This is a genomic window from Streptomyces sp. NPDC058650, from assembly GCF_042717315.1.
In the GTDB taxonomy this organism is placed as follows: Bacteria; Actinomycetota; Actinomycetes; order Streptomycetales; family Streptomycetaceae; genus Streptomyces.
The window spans coordinates 231,423-249,833 of sequence record NZ_JBHXRL010000006.1 but is presented as its reverse complement, the minus strand read 5'-3'; the positions used below and the strand labels follow the sequence as shown (position 1 = coordinate 249,833).

The 18,411-nt window shown below is 73.7% G+C and carries 14 protein-coding genes; 9 read left to right on the top strand and 5 right to left on the bottom strand.

The features are described from left to right. Positions 1–178 precede the first annotated feature (178 nt). Entirely contained in the window at positions 179–1,912 is a 1,734-nt protein-coding gene (locus ACFWWU_RS13355; protein WP_384143506.1) for a DEAD/DEAH box helicase, read from the top strand. On the opposite strand, the gene ACFWWU_RS13350 is transcribed toward ACFWWU_RS13355, so the two are convergent. Then, positions 1,840–2,745, bottom strand: coding sequence for a tyrosine-protein phosphatase (locus ACFWWU_RS13350; RefSeq protein ID WP_384143503.1), 906 nt, complete (start codon positions 2,743–2,745; stop codon positions 1,840–1,842). The two genes, ACFWWU_RS13355 and ACFWWU_RS13350, sit on opposite strands and share 73 nt — an antisense overlap. Positions 2,746–2,977: 232 nt before the next feature. On the opposite strand from ACFWWU_RS13350, the gene ACFWWU_RS13345 reads away from it, so the two are divergent. Then, the gene (locus ACFWWU_RS13345; RefSeq protein ID WP_384143500.1) at positions 2,978–3,403 is read left to right on the top strand and encodes a ribonuclease domain-containing protein; all 426 of its coding nucleotides are present in this window, start codon (positions 2,978–2,980) and stop codon (positions 3,401–3,403) included. A 27-nt stretch (positions 3,404–3,430) separates the two neighbouring features. Here ACFWWU_RS13345 and ACFWWU_RS13340 read toward each other — a convergent pair whose 3' ends face one another. Together ACFWWU_RS13340 and ACFWWU_RS13335 are read right to left on the bottom strand one after the other, a co-directional pair. Next, entirely contained in the window at positions 3,431–4,900 is a 1,470-nt protein-coding gene (locus ACFWWU_RS13340; RefSeq protein WP_384143497.1) for an ankyrin repeat domain-containing protein, read from the bottom strand. A 113-nt stretch (positions 4,901–5,013) separates the two neighbouring features. Further along, complete coding sequence (locus tag ACFWWU_RS13335) at positions 5,014–5,898, bottom strand: hypothetical protein (protein WP_384143495.1); 885 nt, start codon at positions 5,896–5,898, stop codon at positions 5,014–5,016. A gap of 142 nt (positions 5,899–6,040) precedes the next feature. Here ACFWWU_RS13335 and ACFWWU_RS13330 point away from each other — a divergent pair, with 142 nt between their 5' ends. Continuing rightward, complete coding sequence (locus ACFWWU_RS13330) at positions 6,041–6,841, top strand: S1 family peptidase (protein WP_384143492.1); 801 nt, start codon at positions 6,041–6,043, stop codon at positions 6,839–6,841. 71 nt (positions 6,842–6,912) lie between these two features. Here the strand turns inward: ACFWWU_RS13330 and ACFWWU_RS13325 are convergent, their stop codons facing one another. Further along, positions 6,913–8,670, bottom strand: a complete 1,758-nt coding sequence (locus ACFWWU_RS13325; protein WP_384143489.1) for a beta-galactosidase family protein — start codon at positions 8,668–8,670, stop codon at positions 6,913–6,915. A 103-nt stretch (positions 8,671–8,773) separates the two neighbouring features. Between ACFWWU_RS13325 and ACFWWU_RS13320 the strand changes: the two genes are divergently transcribed. The 6 genes from ACFWWU_RS13320 (at position 8,774) to ACFWWU_RS13295 (ending at position 16,477) form a co-directional block, all read left to right on the top strand. Next, on the top strand, positions 8,774–9,661 hold the full coding sequence (locus tag ACFWWU_RS13320; RefSeq protein ID WP_384143486.1) for an AraC family transcriptional regulator: 888 nt from the start codon (positions 8,774–8,776) through the stop codon (positions 9,659–9,661). Positions 9,662–9,672: 11 nt separating this feature from the next. Further along, positions 9,673–9,996: a chorismate mutase gene (locus ACFWWU_RS13315; RefSeq protein WP_384143483.1), complete on the top strand. Its 324-nt coding sequence runs from the start codon at positions 9,673–9,675 to the stop codon at positions 9,994–9,996. Continuing rightward, entirely contained in the window at positions 9,996–10,982 is a 987-nt protein-coding gene (locus ACFWWU_RS13310; protein WP_384143480.1) for an asparaginase, read from the top strand. Before ACFWWU_RS13315 ends, ACFWWU_RS13310 begins: the two co-directional genes overlap by 1 nt. 59 nt (positions 10,983–11,041) lie before the next feature. Then, positions 11,042–13,528: an aminopeptidase N gene (pepN, locus tag ACFWWU_RS13305; protein ID WP_384143477.1), complete on the top strand. Its 2,487-nt coding sequence runs from the start codon at positions 11,042–11,044 to the stop codon at positions 13,526–13,528. A gap of 151 nt (positions 13,529–13,679) precedes the next feature. Next, positions 13,680–15,065 (top strand): pyridoxal phosphate-dependent decarboxylase family protein, encoded by a 1,386-nt coding sequence (locus ACFWWU_RS13300; RefSeq protein WP_384143474.1) that lies wholly within the window; start codon positions 13,680–13,682, stop codon positions 15,063–15,065. Next, positions 15,062–16,477 carry a lysine N(6)-hydroxylase/L-ornithine N(5)-oxygenase family protein gene (locus ACFWWU_RS13295; RefSeq protein WP_384143471.1) on the top strand — a complete coding sequence of 472 codons (1,416 nt, stop codon included), beginning with the start codon at positions 15,062–15,064 and terminating at the stop codon, positions 16,475–16,477. Before ACFWWU_RS13300 ends, ACFWWU_RS13295 begins: the two co-directional genes overlap by 4 nt. Before the next feature lie 16 nt (positions 16,478–16,493). On the opposite strand, the gene ACFWWU_RS13290 is transcribed toward ACFWWU_RS13295, so the two are convergent. Further along, positions 16,494–18,290: a bifunctional metallophosphatase/5'-nucleotidase gene (locus ACFWWU_RS13290; RefSeq protein WP_384143468.1), complete on the bottom strand. Its 1,797-nt coding sequence runs from the start codon at positions 18,288–18,290 to the stop codon at positions 16,494–16,496. Positions 18,291–18,411 lie beyond the last annotated feature (121 nt).

Below are 18,411 nucleotides of genomic sequence, written 5' to 3'. Positions count from 1 at the left end.
CCTGTAGAGACATCCGGAGTGCGTATCGCGTGTTCCGGGAGAAGCAGCCGGGGTTCGTTCACGTGCTCCGGGAGACACAGCCGGGGCCCGTTCGCGTGTTCCGGGTAGAACAGCCGGGGCCCGCATCGTGCAGGTGCGGGCCCCGGCTGTGCCGCGAGCACCGGCCAGGAAGGCACGCATGACCCGCTCCGAACGCCCCTTCAAGCGCAGCCCCCGCACCGCCCCGAAGTCCACGTCACAGCCGAAGGCCGCCCGCGGTGGCCGTCGTCCCACCGCGCCCCCGCCGCCGAGCGAGTTCACCCCGCCGGAGACGGTGACGCCCGCGCTCCCCGCGGTGGCCTCCTTCGCCGACCTGGACATGCCCGAGGGCCTCCTGCGGATTCTGGGCGAGCAAGGTGTGACGGAGCCGTTCCCGATCCAGGCCGCGACCCTGCCGAACTCCCTCGCCGGGCGCGACGTCCTCGGCCGGGGGCGCACCGGCTCCGGCAAGACCCTCGCCTTCGGCCTCGCGCTGCTCGCCCGCACCGCCGGCCGCCGTGCCGAGCCCACCGCGCCCCTCGCGCTGGTCCTGGTGCCCACCCGCGAGCTCGCCCAGCAGGTCACCGACGCCCTCACCCCGTACGCCGGCGCCCTGCGCCTGCGGATCACCACGGTCGTCGGCGGCATGTCGATCTCCCGGCAGTCCTCCGCGCTGCGGCGCGGCGCCGAGGTCCTCATCGCCACGCCCGGCCGGCTCATGGACCTCATCGAGCGCGGCGACTGCCGTCTCGACCGGGTCGCCGTCACCGTCCTCGACGAGGCCGACCAGATGGCCGACATGGGCTTCCTGCCGCAGGTCACCAAGCTGCTCAAGCAGGTCGAGCCGGGCGGCCAGCGGCTGCTCTTCTCGGCCACGCTCGACCGGAACATCGACAAGCTGGTCAAGATGTTCCTGGACGACCCGGTCGTGCACTCGGTCGACCCGTCGGCCGGTGCGGTGACCACCATGGAGCACCACGTCCTGTACGTCATGGACGAGACCGACAAGAAGGCCGTCACGCTGAAGATCGCGGCCCGCGACGGCCGGACGATCCTCTTCCTCGACACCAAGCGGGCGGTGGACCGGCTGGTCAAGCGGCTCCTCGCCAACGGCGTACGGGCCTCGGGCCTGCACGGCGGCCGCTCGCAGCCGCAGCGGAACCGGACCCTGGACCAGTTCAAGACCGGCCAGGTCACCGCGCTCGTCGCGACGAACGTGGCGGCCCGCGGCATCCACGTCGACGACCTCGACATGGTCGTGAACGTCGACCCGCCGATGGACCACAAGGACTACCTGCACCGCGGCGGCCGGACCGCCCGCGCCGGTGAGTCCGGCAGCGTCTTCACCCTGGTCCTGCCCGAGCAGAAGCGGGACATGGGCCGGCTGATGTCGAACGCCGGGATCAGCCCGCGCACGGCGCAGATCAAGTCCAGCGACCAGCACCTGACCGATCTGACCGGCGCCAAGGAGCCCTCCGGCGTCGCGATCGTCATCGAGACGCCGCAGCCGACCCCGCCGCGCAAGGCGGCGGGCGCCGGCGGCAGCGGCGCCGGTGGCGGCCGAGGCCGTCGTCGCCGTCCCGCGCCCGCCGGTGGCGGAAGCGGTACGACCACGACCACGTCGATGGGCTCGGGGCGCGCCTCCGGCTCCGGTACGTCCACGGGCCGTGGATCCGGCTCCGCGAGCGGCTCCGGGCGCTCCGCGGGCGGCACGGGCCGCGCCGCGGCCGGTGCGGGTCGCGGCTCCGGCGGCGGCCGGGGTGCCGGCTCCGGCGCGGGTGCCGGGCGCGGTGCCGGGGCGGGCGCCGCCCGCGGCGGACGTCAGGCGCCGAGCACGAGCCGTTCCCGCAGTGCCAGCACGTCGCGGAACTCCAGGCCGAGGCCGACGGAGTAGTAACGGAGAAGGCTTCCGTATGAGGCCCGGACCTGGTCGAGGGCGGTGTCGAGATACTCCGGACGCACCTCCTGGAGCGGCACGATCAGGTCCGGGTTCTGCATGAACCCGCCCTGCTTGAGTCCCTCGCGCACCTTGGCGTCGTAGGCGGCGCGGAGGGTGTTGGAGGCCAGGTAGTCGGCGCGGGCCGCCGTCGTCGGCACGCCCAGCAGGGTGAGCAGGAGATAGCCGGTCCAGCCGGTGCGGTCCTTGCCCGAGGTGCAGTGGAAGAGCAGCGGCCCCCGGGCGGGGTCGGCCAGGTCCCGCAGGTTCGCGGCGAACGCGGCCCGGTTCGCGGCGTCGGTGACGAAGGTCCGGTACACGTCGCTCATGAAGGCGGCCGCCCGCCCGCCGCCGAGCATCTCCTCCTGCCGCACCGGATCGCGGGAGCCGATCGCGGCCGTCAGCTGCCCGAACAGACCGTTGTCGGTGACGGGCCGGGCGACCGGGACCGTACCGGCCGGCAGCCGGTCGGCGCCGTCGTACCGCACCTCCAGCGGGATCCGCAGGTCGACCACGGTGCCGAGGCCGAGCCCGGCGAGGGTGGTGAGGTCGGCGGCGGTGAGCTTGCCGAGGTGGTCGCCCCGGTAGGCGAGGCCCTGGCGGACCCGGCCGCCGTCATAGGTGCGGTACCCACCGAGATCGCGGACGTTGACCGCGCCCTGGAGCGGGATCTGGCGGATCGTGTTCCGGGGTGCTCGCGGTTTCGGGTGCGCCTGCGCGTTCGCCGGCAGGGCCGCGAACAGGGCGGTGGCGCCGGTGGTGGTGAGCAGCGCGCGTCGGGACAGGGGCATGGCCGGACTCCCTCATGGACATACGGGCTGACGGGCGGACGGGCCCACCAAACGTTTGTTAGGCGACTGGGGAGGAAGGTAGCAGTCGCCGGGGCCGGGCGGGAGAGGTGTGCTCGCGATGGGCGAAACGTCGTGCACGACATCCGCACGAGTGGTGACGAGCGGTGAACGTCCGGGGAATTGAAGAGGGTTGGCCTTCCGGGCGCCGCTCTACGCGCGTCATCATCCAGCCATGCGAATCCCCCCTCGATTCACCCTCGCCGGCGGTGTCGCCGCCGCCCTGCTCTCCTCCCTCCTCCTCGGCGCCCCCGCCACCGCCGCGCCGGCCCCCGCCCCCGCCACCGTCGCGTCCTCGCTCGCGGCGACCGCGGCCGTCGGGGACATCTGTTACTCCGACCTGCCCTCCCAGGCCCACACCACCCTGCGGCTGATCGACGCGGGCGGCCCCTACCCGTACCGCCAGGACGGCGCCGTCTTCCAGAACCGGGAAGGGATCCTCCCGTCCCACTCGCTGGGCTACTACCACGAGTACACGGTCGAGACCCCGGGCGTCTCCACCCGCGGTGCCCGCCGGATCGTGACCGGGAACTCGTTCCAGGAGGACTACTACACGGCCGACCACTACGCCTCGTTCGACCTGATCGACCACGGCTGCTGAGACGACCGCCGGCCGACCCCGCCCCGGTCAGCCGCGGCGCGGGGCCGTCCACTCCAGGCGGGTCCTGACCCGGGCGTCCCGGACGTGTTCGAGGGCGGCGAGCGCCGTCTCGCGCGCCGCGCCGTCCGGGTCGCCGTCCGCGAGGATCGTCGCCAACGCGTCCACGGCCCGGGGATCCTGACGGATCGCAAGGCCCCGCGCCGCCTCCGCCGCCGTCTCCGGATCGTCGTCGCCGAGCCGCTCGGCGAGCCCCTCCCGGACGAGAGGGGTGTCGTCGGGCAGCTCGGCGAGGGCGAGCGTCGCCCAGTCCCGCACCCGGGCGTCGCCGTCCCGGCTCAGCGCGAGGAGCACCCCGAGGGCCTCGGCGTGCCCCGCCGGCACGATCCCGGCCAACGCCCCCGCGACCGCCCGCCGCACCGCCGCCTCGGGATGCCCGGCCGCGGCGAGCAGCTCGGGCACCGCCGCCGGGTCCCCGCACTCCCCGAGCGCCAGCACCGCCGACAGCAGGGGCTCCCGCGCCGTGGGCACGGCCTCGGCGGCGAGCGGGCGCAGCACCGGCAGCGCGCTCGCCGCGAAGCCCGGCAGCGCGCCGAGCACCCGCGCGCCGAGCGCCCGCCGCAGCGGATCGCGGTAGGCGCACCAGCCCGCCGCCGCGACGAAGGTCTCCTCGTCGGCACGGCCGGCCAGTTCGGCCACCGCCGTCGTCCAGGCGTCGAGCTCCGGGTCCCCGCAGCGCAGCGCCCGCGCCGCGAGTTCCTCGTGCGGGGTGCGCAGCCCGATCGCCGCCTCCAGGAGCGTGGCGATCGCCGCGTGACCGGTCTGCCGCTCGTCGCCGCGCGTGGGCGCGCCGTCCTCCCGCAGCAGCTCGACGACGACCGTCACCCCGCCGTCCTCCCGGACCCGGCGGACGACCGCCTCGTACGTCTGCCCGCCGTCGTTCCCCGCGACGAGCCCGCGCCGGAGCTCGGCCGCGATGTCGGCGCCGATCCACCGACGTGCCTCCCGCAGCGCGGCCTCCGGGGCGGCAGCCCCGTGGTCGAGCAGCGCCCGTACGCAGGCGGTGGAGCCGCGCCGGGCGGCGGCGACGAGCGGGAGGAATCCGTCGGGTCCCGGGCGGCCCGGGTCGGCGCCGTGCTCCAGGAGCACCCGCGCCGTGTCGGCGTGGCCGAGCCGGAGCGCCCAGGCGAGCGCGGTGAAGCCGAACTCCTCCTCCTGGTCGGCCGGCGCGCCGCCCGCGAGCAGCGCCCGGACGACCTCGGCGTGCCCGCCGCAGGCCGCCCCGCACAGGGGCAGGTCGCTGTCCTCCTCGCCGCTGCGCCGCCCCGGATCGGCCCCGGCGGCGAGCAGCACCCGGACGATCCCGGGCTCGTTGCCGACGGCGGCCCGGTACAGCGCGGTCTCCCCGTCCTCCCGGTCTTCGGGGTCCGCCCCGCTCCGCAGGGCGCGTACGGCCCCGTCCTCGTCCCCGGCCCGGATGGCGTCGAACAGCGTACTCATGCGCCGACCCTGACGCGCCGTCCGCACATGGCGCAAATCCATTCCCCGTACGGGGGCCGGGGCACGCGCCGCCGAATCCCCGGACGGCCCGTCCCCGCAGCCCCGTACCCGGGTCAGGCGGCGCACTCCAGGACCGAGCCGCAGACCCCGCACCGTGCCCGCAGGGACCGCCCCGCGGGGACCCGCAGCCGCTGGAGGCAGACCGGGCAGGCGAAGGAGACGCCGGTCGCGGGGGTCCCGCCGTCGAAGGAGTACGGGGCTCCCGCCGCCGCCCGGCCCTGGCGCCGCTCCCTGCCGTACCGCCGCCGCTCCGCCCAGCCCGCCCCGGCGAGCGGCGGCTGCCGCCGCTCCCGCTCCGCCTCGGCCCGGCCCCGTACCCACGCCTCGTACGCCACCGCGCTGGTGAACCACGGCGAGGGGTCCTCCCCGAAGACCTCGGCCCGCTTGGCGAGGACGTAGCCGAACTCGTCCGGGGTCAGATAGCCGAGCCTCTGGCTCTCGACCCCGTCCTGTCGGTACGCGTCGAGGAGCAGCCAGCCCGCGCCCAGGTAGGTGGTCACGACGTCGGTGAGGATCTCGTTCTCCGCGGTGCCGGGGAAGCCGAGTCCGAGCCGGTGCAGCAGGACGTGGGTGATCTCGTGGGCGAGGGCCGCGCCGATGTCCCGGCGACGGGTCCGGAAGCGGTCGTTGAGTTCGACGAAGTACTCGGGTCCGGCGGCGAGCTCGACGGTGGCCGCGTGCTCCATGGGGCGGAAACTCGCCACGATGCGGGCGTCGGGGAGCCGGAGGTGGTGGACGAGCGCGCGGGCCACCCGCTGGGTGCCCAGATGGAGGTCCTCGTCGTCGCCGATGGCCGTGTCGGCGGGTGGCACGCTCGCCGGAAACCGCTGCACACCGTCGGGGGAGAGGCGCCGGTAGAGCGCGGTGAGCGAGGCCCGGACCTCCGCGCGGTGCGGGAAGCCGCGGCCGACACGAAAGGCCCCCTGACGGTTCGGCATGCCGGATCCCCCCTCCCTTCCACTGTACGGTCCCTCCACGGGTTCTGGCCGAAAAGGCTTTCTTGTGGCGGCAGTTGAGCGCTGTCCATAATCCGGACATGGCTTGACGGGCTCATGTCATCCCCGTCGGGCTCAACCCCCCATGGAAGAAGGAGCACGCGTGAAGAAGAACCGACTGGTCGGCGCCCTCCAGAAGCTCGCCGCCGCCGGCGCCGTCGTCCTCGCCGCCGTCAGCCTCCAGCCCACCACCGCCTCCGCCGCCCCGGCGCCCGTCGTCGGCGGCGTGCGCGCCGCCCAGGGCGAGTTCCCCTGGATGGTCAGGCTCTCGATGGGCTGCGGCGGTTCGCTGATCACCCCGCAGGTCGTCCTCACCGCGGCCCACTGTGTGAGCGGCTCCGGCAACAACACCAGCATCACCGCCACCGCCGGTGTCGTGGACCTGCAGAGCAGCAGCGCGATCAAGGTCAGGTCCACCAAGGTCCTCCAGGCCCCGGGCTACAACGGCAAGGGCAAGGACTGGGCGCTGATCAAGCTCGCGAGCCCGATCACCTCGCTGCCCACCCTGAAGATCGCCGAGACCACCGCGTACAACAGCGGCACCTTCACCGTGGCCGGCTGGGGCGCCGCTCGCGAGGGCGGATCGCAGCAGCGCTACATGCTCAAGGCGAACGTCCCGTTCGTCTCCGACGCCTCCTGCCAGGCCTCGTACGGCAGTGACCTCGTCCCCAGCGAGGAGATCTGCGCCGGATACAGCCAGGGCGGCGTCGACACCTGCCAGGGTGACTCCGGCGGCCCGATGTTCCGCAAGGACAACGCCGGCGCCTGGATCCAGGTCGGCATCGTGAGCTGGGGCGAGGGCTGCGCCCGGGCCGGCTACCCCGGCGTCTACACGGAGGTCTCGACCTTCGCCTCCGCGATCAAGTCGGCCGCGGCCACGCTGTAACGGCGAACCGTGAACGGGCGCCCCGGAGCGGCCTCGGCTCCGGGGCGCCTTCACGCGCGTGATCCCCTGATTCAGTGGGAAAGGACGTCGAGGGCGACGTCCGCCCCCGCCCCGCCCTCCAGTTCGAGCACCCACACCTCGTTGGCGCCCTCCCGCAGCACCGGCCCCGGCACGAACAGCGACTCCTGCGGGCCGACGTTCCAGTACCGGCCCAGGCAGAAGCCGTTCACCCAGACGAAGCCGCGCGTCGCGTCCGGGAGGGAGAGCGTCGCGTCTCCGGGCCCGGCCACCTCCACCTCGGCCCGGTACAGCCCCGGCCCCGTCTCCCCGGCCGCCGGCCGGAACGGCACCTTCGCCACCGCCGCCGCCTCGAAGGCGCCCAGACGCAGGCCCTGAGCCCGGAACCCGTGCAGGTACTGCCGCTCGTGCCGCACCCCGCCCGTGATCCCCTTGGGCTCCGCGAGCCGCGGCCCGTAGTTGACCCGGCCCAGCGACTCCACCCACAGGTCCACCAGGGCGGGACCCGCCACCGGCTCCACGAGCGTCGCGTCCTCGGCGTCGAGCACCCCCGCCAGGACCCCGTCGACGTACACCGTCGCCCGGTCCCGCAGCCCCGTCACCCCCAGCGCGTACGGCTGCCGCGGCCCCGGGACCGCCACCCGGTAGCGAACCAGGCCACGGTCCACGCCCAGCTCCTCGAAGGACGGCGGCACCGGCGCCCGCGACTCCTCGTCGCCGAGCACCTCCAGGACCTCGTCGAGCGGCGCCCACGCCACGAGGCCGCCCCGCACCGGGGCCGCGAGCCGCGCCGGCGGTTCGGGCACCTCGGGCAGCGGTCCCTCCGCGAACTCCGCGAGCACCTCGCGCAAGCGCCGGAACTTCTCCGTCGGCCGCCCCGCCTCGTCCACCGGCGCGTCGTAGTCGTACGAGGTCACCGTCGGCCGCAGCACCCCGTCGTGCAGCTCGCCCGTCCGGTTCGCCCCCGCCCAGCCGCCGAAGTTGGTCCCGCCGTGCGCCATGTACACGTTGACCGACGCCCCGCACTCCAGGATCTCCCGCAGCGCCGCCGCCGCGTCCGCCGCGTCCCGCACCGCGTGCTCCGTGCCCCAGTGGTCGAACCAGCCGCACCAGAACTCCATGCACATCAACGGCCCCTTCGGCTGGTGCCGCCGCAGCGTCGCGAAGCCCTCCCGCGCCCCCGAGCCGAAGTTCGCCGTCGCGAGCACCCCCGGCACCGAACCACCCGTCAGCATGTGGTCCTCAGGACCGTCCGACGTGAAGAGCGGCACGCTCACCCCGCACGCGCGCAACAGCTCCGCCACCCACTCCAGATACGCCCGGTCGCTGCCGTAACTCCCGTACTCGTTCTCCACCTGCACCAGGACCACCGGGCCGCCCCGGTCGACCTGCCGCTCCACCACCTGCGGAAGCAGCCGCCGGAACCAGGCCTCCACCGCCGCCAGGAACTCCGGGTCGAGGGTCCGCACACGCCGCCCGAGCGGTCCCGTCAGCCAGTGCGGAAGCCCGCCGTTCTCCCACTCGGCGCAGATGTACGGACCCGGGCGCACGATCGCGTGCATCCCGGCCCGCTCCACCGCGTCCAGGAACCGGCCGAGCGCCTCCACGTCCCCGTACCGGCCGGGCTCCGGCGCGTACAGGTTCCAGGGGACGTACGTCTCGACGCAGTCGAGGCCCATCGCGCGCAGCATCCCGAGCCGGTGCTCCCAGTGCGCCTCGTGCACCCGGAAGTAGTGCAACGCCCCCGAGAGGAGGCGCACCGGCCGCCCGTCGAGCAGAAAGTCCTCGTCACCCACAGCGAACGTGCTCATGGCCTCACCCTCGCCCTCTGGCGGCGGACCGGTCCATGGACAAAGATCGTCGCAGTTTGGACGTTAGAGACGTCGCAGCGGACGTCAGGGAGGCCCACCCGGCATGTACCACACCTGGATGCGCTACTTCACGCCCGGCCCGGTCCACCACCGCCTCGGCCTCGTCTGCCTCGGCGTCGGGCTCCAGCACGGCACCCTGCCCACGGTCGGACCCCGCACCCTCGACCACCACGTCGCCGTCGTCGTGTCCGCGGGCAGCGGCTGGTACCTGGGCGCCGACGGACGCCGCACCGCCGTCACCGCCCCCGCCCTGATCTGGCTCACCCCCGGCACCCCCCACCACTACGCCGCCGACCCCGGAACCGGCTGGGACGAGGCCTTCGTCGACTTCTCGGGACCCGCCACCGCCACGTACACCGAGCTCGGCTACATCGAGCCCGACCGGCCCGTCGTGCCCCTCTCCGACGCCGCCCCCGCCCGCGCCGCCATCAGCCGCATAGCCCGCGCCGCCCGCCCCGGCAACCCCCTCCTGGAGGTCGAGACCGGAGCCGCCGTCCACGAGCTGCTCGTCGCCCTGCGCCGCGCCCGCGCCGACACCAACGCCGACGGCGACCCCGTCCTCGCCGCCCTCGCCCGCGACGCCTTCCAGCCGCTCTCCGTCGCCGAACACGCGGCCCGGCACGGCATGACCGCCGCCGAACTGCGCACCGCCGTCCGCCGCGCCGCCGGCTGCAGCCCCAAGGACTACCTGCTCACCGTCCGCCTCGGCCGCGCCAAGGAACTCCTCGCCGCCACCGAGCTCCCCGTCGCGGCCGTCGCCCGCCGCGTCGGCTACGACGACCCCGCCTACTTCTCCCGGCTCTTCACCCGCCGGGTCGGCACCGCGCCCATCCGCTTCCGCGAGCAGCAGGGGCGGTCCGTCCACGGCGGCTGGAGCAACCGCGTTCCGGATCCCGAACACCCGCCCACGATCCAGCCGAGATCCGTCTAAGCTCGCGGATCATGAGTGACTCCACCCCGCCCCGCCCGGTCGACGACTCCGTACGGGCCGAACTGACCCGGCTCCGCGAGAGCATCGACAACATCGACGCCGCGGTCGTGTACATGCTCGCCGAGCGCTTCAAGTGCACCCAGCAGGTCGGCGTCCTCAAGGCCGAGCACAAGCTGCCGCCCGCCGACCCCGCCCGTGAGGCCCGCCAGATCGCCCGGCTGCGCGAGCTGGCCGAGAGCGCGAGACTGGACCCGGCCTTCGCGGAGAAGCTCCTGAACTTCATCATCGCCGAGGTCATCCGCCACCACGAGACGATTGCGGACGGAGCACGCTGATGGCCCGCGTCACGGTCTTCACCCTCGGAGGGACCATCTCCGCGCGAGGCGGTGACGCGGCCCGCATGACCGGCCAGGAGGTCCTGGCCGGACTCGGCGCGCCCGAGGGCGCCGTCCTCCGCGACTTCCGGCGCGTCCCCAGCTCCTCCCTCACCCACGAGGACCTCGCGGACCTCGCCGCCGAGGTCCGCGCCACCGTCGCCGCCGGCTCCGGCGTGGTCGTCGTCCAGGGCACCGACACCCTGGAGGAGACCGCTTTCCTCCTCGACCTGCTCTGCACCACCGAGCAGCCCATCGCCGTCACCGGCGCCATGCGCCGCCCCGACCTGCCCGGCGCCGACGGCCCCGCCAACCTCGCCGCCGCGCTCGCCGTCGCCGCCGACCCCGCCTGCCGGAACCTCGGCGTCCTCGTCGTCCTCGCCGACGAGATCCACGCCGCCCGCCTCGCCCGCAAGACCCACACGACCTCGGTCGCCACCTTCGCCTCGCCCGGGGCCGGCCCGATCGGCACCGTCGTCGAGGGCGAGCCCCGGATCCTGCTCCGCCCCGCCGCCCGCGCCGCGCTCTGCCCGCTGACGTTCGACCCCGAGGTCAGGGTCGCCCTCCTCACCCTCTCCCAGGGCGACCGGGGCGAATTCCTCGAAGCCGTCGACCACCGCTTCCAGGGCCTCGTCGTCGCCGCCTTCGGCGCCGGCCACGTCCCCGCCTGGTTCGTCGAGCCGCTCGCCGAGCTCGCCCGCCGCGTCCCGGTCGTCCTCGCCTCCCGTACGGGCGGCGGAACGACCCTCTCGCACACCTACCGCGGCCCCGGCTCCGAGTACGACCTGCTGCACCACGGACTGATCCCCGCCGGCCCCCTCGACCCCGCCAAGGCCCGGATCCTCCTCCACGCCCTGCTCTCCAGCGGCGTGGCCGGCCCCTCCGGCTACGACCGCCCCCGCATCACGGCCGCCTTCGCCCACCTGAACGGCTCCGGACTCGCCTGAGCCGCGTTCCCCCCACCGCCCCCTGCCACGGGCCGGAGGCATCAGGCAGCATGGGCCCCATGTCCGTACTGACGCGCGACGAAGCGCAGACCCGTGCCCAGCTCCTCGACGTCCACCGCTATCTGGTGGACCTCGACCTCACCACCGGCGCCGAGACCTTCGGGTCCACCAGCACCGTCCGATTCGCCGCCCGCGCCGCCGGGGACACCTTCGTCGAGCTCAAGCCCGAGACCCTCCACTCAGCGACCCTCGACGGAGTGGCCCTCGACACCGCAGCCCTCACCGGCAACCGGCTCCCGCTGAGCCTCACGGAGGGCGAGCACGAGCTGATCGTCACCACGACCATGCGGTACTCCCGCACGGGCGAGGGCATGCACCGCTTCACGGACCCCACCGACGGCGAGTCGTACGTCTACACGCAGCTCTTCATGGAGGACGTCCAGCGGGTCTTCGCCGCCTTCGACCAGCCCGACCTGAAGGCCGTCTTCGAGCTGACCGTCACCGCCCCCGAGGGCTGGACGGTCCTCGCCAACGGCATCACCGAGCGGCAGTCCGACGGGCGGTGGAAGGCCGCCCCCACCCAGCTGCTCTCCACCTACTTCGTCTGCGTCGCCGCCGGCCCCTGGCACTCGGTCCGCACCGAGCACGCCGGGCTCCCCTTCGGCATCCACTGCCGCCGCTCCCTCGCCCCCCACCTCGACGCCGACGCCGACGAGATCTTCGCCGTCACCAAGGCCTGCTACGACCGGTACCACGAGAAGTTCGACGAGCCGTACCCCTTCGACTCGTACGACCAGGCCTTCGTCCCCGAGTTCAACTCCGGCGCCATGGAGAACCCCGGACTCGTCACCTTCCGCGACGAGTTCGTCTTCCGCTCCGCCGTCACCGTCACCGAGCGCCAGACCCGCGCCATGGTCATCGCCCACGAGATGGCCCACATGTGGTTCGGCGACCTCGTCACCCTGCGCTGGTGGGACGACATCTGGCTGAACGAGTCCTTCGCCGAGTACATGGGCTACCAGACCGTCAACGAGGCCTGCGCCGACCTCTTCCCCGACACCTGGGTCGACTTCGGCGTCACCCGCAAGGCCTGGGGGTACGAGGCAGACCAGCGGCCCTCCACCCACCCCGTCGCCCCGGACCCCGAAGCCGTCCCCGACACCGCGTCCGCGCTCCTCAACTTCGACGGCATCTCCTACGCCAAGGGCGCCTCCGCCCTCCGCCAGCTCGTCGCCTGGCTCGGCGAGAAGGCCTTCCTCGCCGGCATCAACATCCACTTCAAGCGGCACAAGTTCGGCAACGCGACCCTCGCCGACTTCATCGACAACCTCGCCGCCGCCACCGACCGCGACGTCCACGGCTGGGCCGAGCAGTGGCTGCGCACCACGGGCGTCGACACGCTCACCCCGCGCCTCGACGGCGAGGGCAACCGCTGGCGGCTCACCGTCGACCGCGAGGGCAGCCGCCCGCACCGCGTCGACGTCGGCGTGTACGACCGGGGCGCCTCCGGCGACCTCGTCCTGCGCGAGCGGCGCGCCGTCGACGTACCGCAGGAGGCGCCCACCGAGCTGACCGGTCCGCGCCCCGCCCTCGTCGTCCTCAACGACGAGGACCTCACCTACGCCAAGCTCCGCTTCGACGAGGTCTCCGAGGAGTCCGCCCTCCGCGGCCTCTCCCGCATCCCCGACGCGCTGACCCGCGCCGTCGTCTGGAACGCGATGCGGGACATGGTCAGGGACGGCGACCTCGCCCCCGCCGACTACCTGGAGTTCGCCGTCGCGCACCTGACCGAGGAGACCGAACTCTCCCTCGTCCAGGGCGTCCTGAGCTTCGCCCGCACCCAGATCGCCGACCGGTACGTCACCGAGGACGAGCGCCCCGCCGCCCTCGCGACGATCGGCGAGATCGCCCGCGCGCTGCTCCGCCGCACCGAGGACGGCGAGGCCCCGGGCCTGCGCCTCACCGCCGTGCGCACGTACATCGACAGCGCCACCTCGCCCGCGAAGATCGCCTCCTGGCTGGAGGAGGGCACCGTCCACGGCGGCCCCGAGCTCGACCCCGAGCTGCGCTGGCGGATCATCGCCCGCCTCGCCGTCCTCGGCGCCACCGACGAGACGGTGATCGCCGCCGAGCTGGCGCGCGACCCGAGCGCCACCGGCCAGGAGGGCGCCGCGCTCTGCCGGGCCGCCCTCCCCGACCCGGCGGCGAAGGAGGCCGCCTGGTCGGCCCTCTTCGACACGGACGACCTCTCCAACTACCTCTTCACCGCCACCGCCCGGGGCTTCTGGCAGCCCGAACACGCCGAGCTCGTACGGGAGTACGTGCCCCGCTTCTACGCCGACGCCACCGCCCTCGGCGACCGGCGCGGCGCGGCGATGGGCGAGGCCGCGGGCCGGTACGCCTTCCCGGCGTACGCGATCGACGCCGAGTCCCTCGCCCTCGGCGAGTCCCACCTGACCGACGGCGCCATGATCCCGGCGCTCCACCGCAAGGTCGTCGACCAACTCGACGACCTCCGCAGGGCACTGGCGGTCCGCACCGCGTGACCCCCGTCGCGGGCGTTCGTTCCGCTGGGGCCGGGGGTCCCCAGCCCAGCGGGACGATTGCCCGCACGGAGGCAAGGCCGGTGTCCCCCGTTCGGGTCACAAGGTCCGACTCTCCGGACATACCCCGACAACCCCCGGCACGCTGTCGTCCATGCGTGCCGCACCCCCACCCCTCGCCGGAGGCGCCCCCGGCGCCGACGCCCTCCGCCCCCTCCTGGACACCGTCCTCGACGCGCTCCGTACCGGCGCGGAGGAGAGGGGCGGGCCCCTTCCGGCGGGCGGACCCGACGCCGTGGCGGCCAGGGTGGCGGCCCTCGGAGCCTTACTCCCCGAGACCGGGACCGGCGCCGACGAGGCCCTCCGCGCCCTCGTCACGGCCCTCGCCGCCGGAGCCGCCGACCCCGCCCACCCGCACTGCGCCGCCCACCTCCACACCCCGCCCCTCGCGCTCGCCGCCGCCGCCGACCTCGCCGCCTCCGCGCTCAACCCGTCCATGGACTCCTGGGACCAGGCCCCCGCCGCCTCCGCCCTCGAAGCCCTGGTCACCGCCGCCCTCGCCGCCGAGGTCTTCCCCGCGGCGGGAGCCCCCGACGCCCTCGTCACCACCGGCGGTACGGAGTCCAACCAGCTCGCCCTGCTCCTCGCGCGCGAGCGCCACGCCGCACACGGGGCGGTGCGGACCGTCGTCGGCGCCAACGCCCACCACTCCTTCCACCGCGCCGCCTGGCTCCTCGGGCTCCCCGCCCCGGTCACCGTCCCCACCCCGCACGGCGTCCTCGAACCGGCCGCCCTGGCCGAGGCCCTGACCACGACGCACGGCCCCGTCCTCGTCGTCGCCACCGCCGGAACCACCGACGAGGGCCTGATCGACCCGCTCCCGGAGATCGCCGACCTGTGCGCGGCCCACGGCGCCGAACTCCACGTCGACGCCGCCTACGGAGGCCCCGTCCTCCTCAGCACCGCCCACCGCCGGCTCCTCGACGGCCTCGACCGGGCCCGTACCGTCACCGTCGACCTGCACAAGCTCGGCTGGCAGCCGGCCGCCGCCGGACTCCTCGCCGTACGGGACGCCGCCGACCTCGCCGTCCTCGGCCACACCGCCGACTACCTCAACGCCGACGACGACACCGAGGCCGGCCTCCCCGACCTCCTCGGCCGCTCCCTGCGCACCACCCGCCGCCCGGACGTCCTCAAGACGGCCGTCACCCTCCGCGCCCTCGGCCGCTCGGGCCTCGGCGCCCTCGTCGACGCGTGCATGGCCCTCGCCCAGGACCTCGCCGACCTCGTGGAGAAGACCCCCGGCCTCGACCTGCGCACCCGGCCCACCCTCACGACCGTCCTCTTCCGGCCGTCGGAAGCCACCGACGAGACCGTCGCCGCGATCCGCCGCACCCTCCTCGCCGAGGGCCGCGCGGTCCTCGGCCGGGCCGAGGCGGACGGCCGCCTCTGGCTCAAGGCCACCCTGCTCAACCCCCACGCCACCCCCGGCGACCTGGCACAGCTCCTCACCCTCGTGGAAGGCGGCACGCACCGATGACCGGCAGCACCCCCAAGGACGACGACCTCGACCAGCCCCACGACCTGGTGGGTGTCGGCATCGGCCCCTTCAACCTCTCGCTCGCCGCCCTCGCGCACGGCGTCCCCGGCGGCCTCTCCGCCACCTTCTACGAGCAGCGGCCCGCCTTCCACTGGCACCCCGGCCTCCTCATCGAGGGCGCCACCCTCCAGGTCCCCTTCCTCGCCGACCTGGTGACCCTCGCGGACCCCGCCAGCCCCTGGACCTTCCTCAACTACCTGAAGAGCCGCGAGCGCCTCTTCCCCTTCTACTTCGCCGAGAAGTTCCACATCCAGCGCGCCGAGTACGACGCGTACTGCCGCTGGGTCAGCGAACGGCTCCCCGGGCTCCACTTCGGCCACCAGGTCGACTCCGTCCGCTGGAACCCGGAGCGCCGCCTCTTCGAGGTCGACTTCACCCAGATCGACCCGGACGGCGAGGCCGAGGCCCTCGGCCGCGCCTACACCCGGAACGTCGTCCTCGGCGTCGGCACCGAGCCGTACGTCCCCGAGCCCCTCAGGCCGCTCGCCGAGGCCCCCGGCGTCCCCGTGATCCACTCCGCGGACTACCTCGCCCACCGCGAGACGCTCCTCGCCGCCGGTCACGTCACCGTCATCGGCTCCGGCCAGTCCGGCGCCGAGATCTTCCTCGACCTGCTCCGCGCCCGCCCCGCCGGAGCCGAGAAGATCCACTGGCTGGCCCGCACCGAGGCCTTCGCCCCCATGGAGTACTCCAAGCTCGGCCTGGAGCACTTCACCCCCGACTACACCCGCTACTTCCACTCCCTGCCCGAGCCCGTACGCGGCGAACTCGTGCCCCGCCAGTGGCAGCTGCACAAGGGCATCGACGCCGACACCATCGCCGCCATCCACGACGAGCTCTACCGCCGCACCCTGCACGGCGGCTGGCCCGACGCCGTCCTCACCCCCGGTGTCCGCGTCCGCACCGCGGGCCGCGTCGCCACCACCCAGGTCGAACTGCACCTGGAACACCTCCAGCAGGGCACCCGCTCCCGGCTCACCACCGACGCCGTCGTCCTCGCGACCGGCTACCGCGAGCGACCCGTGGACCGGATGCTCGCCGGACTCGACCCGTACCTGCGCCACGACGCGGCCGGCCGCGCCCGGATCGACGAGCGGTACCGGCTGGTCCTCGACCCCTCCGTCACCGGCTCCGTCTACGTCCAGAACGCCGAGAAGCACACCCACGGCGTCGGCGCCCCCGACCTCGGCCTCGCCGCCTGGCGCAGCGCGACCATCCTCAACGCGGTCACCGGCAAGGAGCCCTACCCGCTGCCGCGCCGCACCGCCTTCACCAGCTTCGGCCTGGAGACGCGAGAGGCGCCGAGCATCCCGGCCCAGGACCGGAAGCTGACGCCTCTCGTACAGCACTGAAGGATCAGAAGAACGCCTAGAAGACCGGCACGCCGTCCCGGGTCAGCTTCCAGTCCACCGACGCGAACAGACCCGGGTCGACCGTCCCCTTCGCCTTCACCCACTGGATGATGGTGTTGCGGATCTCGTCCGAGTTCGCCCACAGCTGCTGCGCGTTCGCGACGTGCGGGAACGCGCCGCCGCCGCTCGCCCGGTAGTTGTTGACCGCGAGGACGAACTTCGCGGCCGGGTCGAGCGGCTTGCCCTCGAAGGACAGGTTCACGATCCGCGAACCGGCCGGCTTCGCGATGTCGATCTCGTACGTCAGACCCGACACGGCGTCGTAGTTGTAGTCCGGAGTCCCGCCCGCGTTGGTCAGGAGCGCGGTGTCCACCGGCGCCCCCGCCGCGGTCTGGACGTAGTACCTCGCCGAGTACTCCAGGTACTCCTTCAGCTGGGCGCCCGTCATCAGCCGGGCTTCCAGGGTGTTCTCGAACGGGTACAGGCCGGCGGCGTCCTTGATGGTGACCTGGCCGGCCGGGATCCGGGCCGTGCGCGAGAAGCAGGACGCCTGCGAGAGCACCGGCAGGGCCGCGTGCGCGCCGCCCGCGAGGGCCGCCTTCACCGTCTCCGCCTGGACCGCGTTGATCAGGTCGATGATCGGCTCGTCCTTCCACGGCGCGTCGGTCGTGGCCATGGCCGCGGTGGAGGTGCCGATGACCTGATTGACGTACGCGACGACCTTCTCGTGCTCGTCCGCGAGCAGCCCGGTGATCTCCGGGTCCTCCGCCACCGTGTTGGAGTTGAGGACCTGCGCGCCGACCTTCTCGACGACCCAGCGGCCCTTCTCCCACACCAGGTCGAAGTCGATGAGGGTGAGGCGCTGGCCCCACTTGAGCGGCTCGGACAGGACGACGTCCTTGCCGGTCTCCTTGTTCTTCACCCGGTACTCGGGGATCTCGGTGTGCGCGTGACCGACGAGGATCGCGTCGATGCCCGGCACCTGCTCGGCGACGAGCCCGGCCGCGTTCTCGATGTGGGGGAGCTGGTCACCGTACGAGGACGTGCCGCTGGAGCCGGAGTGCGCCGAGACGACGACCACGTCCGCGCCCATCGAGCGCAGCTTCGGCACCCACTTCGCGGCCTGCTCCTCAAGACCGGGGAAGACCATCTTCCCGGAGACGTTCGCCTTGTCCCAGATGGCGATGCCCGGATTGGTCAGGCCGAGTATCGCGACCTTGACGTCCTTGCCGTGCGGGGTGCGCATCCGGTGCATGCTGTACGGGGGGAAGGCCGGGCGCAGGGTCTTCGCGTCGAGCGCGTTGGCGCCGAGCAGCGGGAAGTCGCACTGCTCCTCGAACTTCCGCAGCACCGGAATGCCGTAGTTGAACTCGTGGTTGCCGAGCGCGGCGGCGTCGTAGCCGATGGCGTTCATCGCCTGGGCCATCGGGTGGACCGGGCCGCCGGCCTGGGTGATGGGGTCGACCTTGGCGTAGTAGTAGGACAGCTGGGTGCCCTGGATGGTGTCGCCGGCGTCGATGAGGAGGGTGTTGCGGCGGCCCTTCGCCGCGCGGACCTGGTCGACGAGGGTGGAGATCTTGGCGAGACCGATGTCGTTGTGCGCCTTGTCGTCGAACTCCTTGTCCGTGAAGTAGTCCCAGTTGAAGACGTTGCCGTGCAGGTCGGTCGTCCCCATCACGGTGAACGAGTACCGCTTCGCCGGCTTGGGGCGGCGCCCGTGGGCCTCGGCGGGGGCGGCGGCGCCCGCGGTGAGGGCGGCTCCGGCCCCGACGGCCACGGAGCTCTCCAGGAACGTCCGGCGGTTCAACGGCATGTGCTTCTCCTTGGTTCGATGGCGTTGTTCGCGGCGCGCGATCGGACACAGGATCAAGCGCACAACGCGCGTAGATTCTGGCTCAGGCGGCACGTCGGCAACAGCCCTTTCGGGTTACGGA

Excerpts from the sequence above, each read along its gene's own strand:
- ACFWWU_RS13320 (WP_384143486.1), top strand. The coding sequence starts at position 8,774 with ATGTACCACACCTGGATGCGCTACTTCACGCCCGGCCCGGTCCACCAC.
- ACFWWU_RS13340 (WP_384143497.1), bottom strand. The coding sequence starts at position 4,900 with ATGAGTACGCTGTTCGACGCCATCCGGGCCGGGGACGAGGACGGGGCC.
- ACFWWU_RS13355 (WP_384143506.1), top strand. The coding sequence starts at position 179 with ATGACCCGCTCCGAACGCCCCTTCAAGCGCAGCCCCCGCACCGCCCCG.
- ACFWWU_RS13345 (WP_384143500.1), top strand. The coding sequence starts at position 2,978 with ATGCGAATCCCCCCTCGATTCACCCTCGCCGGCGGTGTCGCCGCCGCC.
- ACFWWU_RS13335 (WP_384143495.1), bottom strand. The coding sequence starts at position 5,898 with ATGCCGAACCGTCAGGGGGCCTTTCGTGTCGGCCGCGGCTTCCCGCAC.
- ACFWWU_RS13315 (WP_384143483.1), top strand. The coding sequence starts at position 9,673 with ATGAGTGACTCCACCCCGCCCCGCCCGGTCGACGACTCCGTACGGGCC.
- ACFWWU_RS13295 (WP_384143471.1), top strand. The coding sequence starts at position 15,062 with ATGACCGGCAGCACCCCCAAGGACGACGACCTCGACCAGCCCCACGAC.
- ACFWWU_RS13310 (WP_384143480.1), top strand. The coding sequence starts at position 9,996 with ATGGCCCGCGTCACGGTCTTCACCCTCGGAGGGACCATCTCCGCGCGA.
- pepN (WP_384143477.1), top strand. The coding sequence starts at position 11,042 with ATGTCCGTACTGACGCGCGACGAAGCGCAGACCCGTGCCCAGCTCCTC.
- ACFWWU_RS13330 (WP_384143492.1), top strand. The coding sequence starts at position 6,041 with ATGGAAGAAGGAGCACGCGTGAAGAAGAACCGACTGGTCGGCGCCCTC.
- ACFWWU_RS13350 (WP_384143503.1), bottom strand. The coding sequence starts at position 2,745 with ATGCCCCTGTCCCGACGCGCGCTGCTCACCACCACCGGCGCCACCGCC.
- ACFWWU_RS13290 (WP_384143468.1), bottom strand. The coding sequence starts at position 18,290 with ATGCCGTTGAACCGCCGGACGTTCCTGGAGAGCTCCGTGGCCGTCGGG.
- ACFWWU_RS13300 (WP_384143474.1), top strand. The coding sequence starts at position 13,680 with ATGCGTGCCGCACCCCCACCCCTCGCCGGAGGCGCCCCCGGCGCCGAC.
- ACFWWU_RS13325 (WP_384143489.1), bottom strand. The coding sequence starts at position 8,670 with ATGAGCACGTTCGCTGTGGGTGACGAGGACTTTCTGCTCGACGGGCGG.